Annotated in this window: 1 protein-coding gene; it reads right to left on the bottom strand. The window is 42.9% G+C overall.

Features of this window, described 5'->3' with window-relative positions; all coding sequences use genetic code 11:
* Positions 1 to 192 precede the first annotated feature (192 nt).
* Positions 193 to 6030 carry an InlB B-repeat-containing protein gene (locus F564_RS0103440; RefSeq protein WP_161625925.1) on the bottom strand — a complete coding sequence of 1946 codons (5838 nt, stop codon included), beginning with the start codon at positions 6028 to 6030 and terminating at the stop codon, positions 193 to 195.
* Positions 6031 to 6317 lie beyond the last annotated feature (287 nt).

Here is a 6317-nt window from a genome sequence, read left to right as displayed (position 1 = left end):
CGCACCTCAACAATTGATTAACCCATCATTGGCTGTCATCATTTCGGCTCCTTGTTATGAGCAAAAAAAATAAGCCTGCTTTCTTGGAAACAGGCTTATTGAAGCTTTTAACACTTCTTTTTTTAAGAATATTCATTACTAGACAACGCAGCCGAAATGATCAGAACTCACCTCTTGGCTTTCAAATCCGCTTTATTTAATAATTTTCTTGGTTTTAACATCTCCGGAATTCTCCGCTTTAATGATATAAACACCGTTCTCAAGATCAGAAATAGCAATCCTGACCGATTTACTCGTGGTTTTCTGACTGATTAGCAATCTTCCTGAAGTATCATAAACTTCAATGGTATCTAAAACCCTTGATGAAGTGACGACATAATCCGACCCATCTCTATAGACTTCGAATGCTGAGTTAGAAACCGAATCAGACGTCAAGAATTCATCTTCTTTGTAAACGATCTCAAAACGGTTAATATCCGTTCCTTTCACTGCCTGAAAGGTATAATCATTACCATCATTAAGCTTAATCGTTTTCTTCAGGAGTTTATCTTTCAAATACACCATTTGATTGCCATAGAAAAGCCCTTCTGGATCTTTCAGTGCTATTTTGTAATTCCCGTTTTGAGAATAGACATTCCCCAGCGTTATTTTATCTTCCACAGAAAAACGATCAGCCTTGCCTTGGATCGCTAATTTCCTGGCTCCTAAAATGGAGTAGAAAGAATCCGAACCTATGGCGAACAGTTCGCCATCAAAATCAGTTTCATAACCGTCTGTGGCACCAGAGACATAACCTATGAGAATGGTATTCACCAAAGTATTGGGAGAGGTCAACGTGAGCCAAAATCTGCTTTTAGCCTCTGTTTTCTGGAAAAAGCCTCCATTATCTGTCACGCGGATCCCGTTATTAAAATCCAACGGTGCACTTGCTTTGGCCTGAACAATAAATGCTTGCCCCACTTTGATTTTCCCGTCTGGCGTCATAGAATTGTTAAACGGATTTGAAGGATTAGAAGTAGCCGGCGATCCACCGGTTCCATTGAACATGGCATAATTGTTACCACTGTAACCAGATCCTACCTGTCCTGCCGTGTAACTGTTGTTGGTCCAAAACCAGGCCGTAGAATAGATGTTGCTACTGTTCATCGCATGAAGCTTATTAAAATCAATATTGGATGGATAAGGATTTCCCACAAGATTGAATCCATGGGCTGCATCGGTAAATCTCAGGCTTTGATATTGGATATTTCCGTTATTAGGCGTTCCAGTGAAGCTGTAGACTTTATTATAGCCATTGGTTCCGCTCTCTGCACGGATCGCATAACCTTTTCCTGTGAGAAAACTCGGATCTGATGTCACCACAAATTTATCATTGATCTCATTATACTGCAGATAGCCATTGGCAGGTGTATTAGGAGAGAATCCGAGTGCACCTTTGATCACCTGTCCACTTACAGGCGAACTCCAATACACATAATCGATCTGACCAGTAACATTGTTCATATCAAGCACATTTCTTTCTACTTTGATTTTTCCAGTATTAGTGACATTATCTTGCTGAATCAGATTAGCATCACTTTCAACAACAAAATTGTCAGCTGTCGTACCTAGGTTTGTAATTTTCTTTTTAACGATGAGCGGGAAGTTGGACTTCACCCTTACGCTTGCATTAGAATTGACCGTCAGTTCACAAACATCCAGAGGACCATTAGTTTCTGTATCGTAAGAACCCGCAATGATCACTTTGCTACCAAGAACCGGGATACCGTTGGACCATCCATTGGACCATGTATTTTGAGCTTCCTTCACCTGAGTTGCCTGAGTTGCAGTATAACAGGTCGCTGTATTTTCCCGCACCTGACAGTAATACTGATACTGATTAAGCCCTGCTACATCACTGATGTTCAAAGTTTGAGAATTGGCACCTGTATAAACGCCGGTATCAGAAATCGCAGCCCAAGTTCCGCTGGTGCCCAAAACATACCATTGATAAGCCAATGCATTACCGCCTACAAAACCTTCCGCAGCAGTGATGGACAGAGAAGCATTTGCGACATCACAAGTAAGCGCAAACGCAGGTTGTGTATTCACAACTGGCGCTATGACCAGGCCGGGCACCTGCGCTATCTGATCTGCCGGAATACATTGATCTGCATTGAGACTTTCAGTCGTCCATTGTGCATCATTATACGTTGTAGTAGGGGCGAGATCAGTGATTTTTCTTCGCATATAATATCCTGCATAGTTAGGCGTACGCACATCATCTACGATGGTTGCCCCAGCATTTTTCCTCAGTTGAAATCCATCATTATCATTGAAACCAGAAGTTATCGTACCGTTTGCAGCGGTATAACCACACGGCGAATTGCCAACACCTATGGCTGCCAATCCTCCTGGCGCAACAGTGCCAGACATAGACGCATAGTTACCATAGCCAGATCCGTAAGTACTAGCCCTGTAAAGGTTATAATCGCTAAGGTTGACCGCTGTATTGGTCCCATTATAGAATGATATCATACCACCCGTTCCGCCATTTTCATCATAGACCTCATAGATGATAAGGTCAGATGCGGGCGTACTTCCGGATCCTGTTGTTCCAGAGGACACCTCACAATTGGACGTATCCGAATTGATTAATGTAAAACTCGTTTCCGAATCACAATCCAAAGAAGTATCAACAAGAATGTTTCCGTTGGCACCTACTGGCACAAGCGCTTTGATCTGTGTTGCACTGACATATTCTACAACAGCCGGTACAGTTCCGAATTTGACCGCAGACATTGCAGTAAAGTTACTTCCCGTCAAAGTAACCAAGGTATGTGCAGGCCCGGAAGTCGGGAAAGATGAAATGGCTGCAGGTGTACAGGCCGCAACAACATTTCCAGTGAAGACGAAATCGTTGATACTGAAAGCTCTAGATGCAGCACTTACACCATATGTATAAAATCTGAAAGTGACAGCTGTTTTCACTTTTTGATAAGCCGATGGCGATAAATCCACTGTCGTACCAGATACTGTAGGTGTTCCAATATCAGATGTGAAGCCATCCAAACTTGATCTGAAAGCGTGAGTTGAAGCTCCGCCAGAAATCTGACTGGTATATTGAAAACTACTGAAGTCTATCTCATAGTTATTATCAGGCGTCAATGTAAATTCAAAATAGTCATTGGCATCCAGCGTAGAGGTACTCCATCCTGTAGCAGAGAACCTTCCCGATGCACTGGAAGCCGTAAGGCCGGAGCCTCTGGTTATACCTGAAACTACGATATTTGCATTTTTAACATCCCCTGTTGTATAAGGGTTTGTTGCACTGGGATTGGCTGCAGTAATGTCATTAGACCAGATAGAAACCGGCGTGAGATTGACAGAAAGTGTCACCACATCAGACGTTTTGCTGTTACAGGCATTACTTACAATCACTTGGTATTTGTATCCGTTTTTCGACTGCTGCACATTGGCAAGACTAAGGGTGGCATTTGTACCAACATTAACCCAACTACCTGGCAAACCAGTAGAACTCTCCTGCCATTGGTAAGTAAAAGGTCCGCTTCCCGAGGCTGTTACTGCAAAAACAGCCGTTGCCCCTACGGCAGCAATTTGATTGGTGGGTTGTGTCGAAATTCCTGCAGCTGTGCTTATGACCACAGACGTATTCGTCTTGAAAGAGTCTGCACTCCAGCAGAAACCGTTGTACGCACGCACATAATAATCCCCAGAAGCAGTCACCGAGTACGATGATGTCACAGGATTCGCAGTAGACGTTCCGGTTGCCGTGGTCTGCCAGTAATAGGTCACTCCAGATTGTGGCTGAGAAGCACCGTGCTGATAAACAAGTGTTGCAGAACCACAATAAGGATTCTCAAGATCTACCTCTCCGTTAGGATTTACAGGCGTATCACAAGCCGTGATTTGACTGCGGGGATTATTTGCGGAACTGGTGGTGTTATAAAGGTAAAGTCCGGAGCAAAGCTTATACTCATACACACTGTAATAGTACGTAGTAGAAGGAGATAAACCAGTCACTACGACGCTATTGCCTGTATTGGCATAGACCACCTGTTCTCCGCTGCCACTATAAACACTATTTGAAGATGGTAAAGCATCAGAGGGATTGGTAAAACTATTGTTTGTATTGATGACCACCACTCTTCCGTTACCATTTCCTGGTGTGAGATTAATAGTCATACCGTTTATGCCAACTGTTGAAAATGAAGAAACAACAGATTGAACCGTGGGTGCCAGACAGGCTGTTACGGAACCAGAAAGATTTACCTCAGCAAAGCTTGCTTCAGAAGCACTACCTCCGCTGATCAGAACTGTATCGGCATAACTTGCATTCGCAGCTAGTCCTGCCTTCAAGCGGACAAAGAAAGTTTTTTGTGCTCCCAAATAAGCAGAAGGCATTGCTATGGCGTAACTCCAGGGTCCAGTAGCACTTTCTGCAATCTCGTAATTATCATTGATTGTTATAAGTTCTACGGGATCCGTATCGGTATTTTGCAAGTCACTACCTGTCAAAGTAAAAGACTGAATACCAGACGGACCGTAACCTTCCACATAAGTAAAACCTGATAAAGATGAAGGATTGACGTTAAATGTTGGCACATTCGGTATCCAATGGGCATAAAGAATCTTGGTTGCACTGGTGCCAGAATGTGTGTAAGTAGCTCCCGCGGTGTACTCGGCAGCAGTTCCTCCTGAAGTCGTTTTCCATCCGGCGAAGGTATAGCCGGTTCTTGTAAAAGCAGTACCGTTGTTTGTTGTCATTGTTCCCGACTGCACTCCCGATGTCCCATTATAATAACCATCTTGAGTTGCAGAACCACTTCCTCCATTACGATCATAAGTCACAGTAAATTTCCAACGGGCATACAGGGTGATATCATTACTTGGCATAGGTGCGGGACCGAAGTTGGCACTTAGCGTATTAATAACCCCACCGCTGACACCATTAGCAATACTGTACCAGCTTGCAAGCGTGTAACCAGTTTTGGCAAGGCTTGTTGGATTTGCGAGGATAACGCCTGGGTTCTGCCCTCCGGTGAAAGTAGCGTTAGCAGGTACCGTGGATGCATCACTGGTATGATCATTTCCATTGTAGGTCAGCGTATAGGTAGCAGGCGACATTACAGATCCTGACACAGAAACGTTCTTCGTAGTCGCTCCTGCACTTGCGTTGGTCACGTACGTCGTAGCGCCGCCATAGGCAGCAGCAGACAACCCGCTTTTCAGCCTTACGTAAACAGTTTGCCCTGCTGTTGCATTACCTTCTGCCGCAGTATAAGATAAAGTAGCAGCATAAGCACCTCCCGATGTTTTTGAAACTTCAAAATTAGTTGGTGCTGTAACGGTAATAACTCCTGTTAAATCTGTTCCTTTAAGATTGTAAGATTGTGCTGAAGATGTCCCTGATCCCTGTACATAGGTAAACCCTGTTAAAGAAGTTGGGTTTACAGTAAGAGTTGGTGTGGCTGCTAATTTATACAAGGTAATATCCTGCTGAGAACCCGTATAACAGGCAAATCTGGGCGAACCACTGTTATATTGTAAATACCGAGTAGTAACTCCTAAGTTCTGAACCGCAAATAAACCGCCGGTATAAGAAAAGCTCCATCTCTGATTATTCCCACTTACCGATGTTACAGCCTGAATATTATTGCTAGATCCAGTATAGGATGCAAAAACAGATGTATCCGCACTGGAGATTGATTTGCCTGTTCCGCTGGTTTCGATTTTCCAGACTATAGTTTTGGATGGGTTTGTGATGGTGGTACCGGAAACTGGCGAAATTGCTGTGTTTGCAAAGTAAGTAGTGCTGGTGTAAGTGCTGTTCATAGCCTGAGTAGTGCCATAAGCAATTACATAATAGCCATCTGTAACATCTGCCACAGAAGTCACTTTGGCAAATGTACCTGTGCCTGAGTACTGCCCAAAAGTTTTCACCCCCAGCATCAGAAAAGATAATAAAAAGAAAGCTTTTAACAGCCTTAGTAATAGATGTATCTTTTTAGATAATAGATTTGTTTTCATTTTCATTTGTTTTCATGTGAGGCAAATATAATATTAAACCCCAGCCAAAAACGGCCTGTAAAGATTGTTAATGAAAATGTAACTATCCCCTGCAAAAAAGAGCTAAACCCAATACCAATAGGCATTTGTTAACATTAATTTAAAATTTAATTTTCATCATATTCATGAAAAATTAACATTGCACCTATCAAGAGATTTTCTAACGTTGTAAAAAAAGTCCGTGTGCGACCGGTGATGACATCCACCATCCCATACCGTCTTACGATTAGAATTGGAAACTTCAAAAA

Source organism: Epilithonimonas tenax DSM 16811, from assembly GCF_000428485.1.
Taxonomy (GTDB): domain Bacteria; phylum Bacteroidota; class Bacteroidia; order Flavobacteriales; family Weeksellaceae; genus Epilithonimonas; species Epilithonimonas tenax.
Note: the sequence above shows the minus strand (reverse complement) of the source record. Positions and strands in the feature narration are given on the sequence as shown.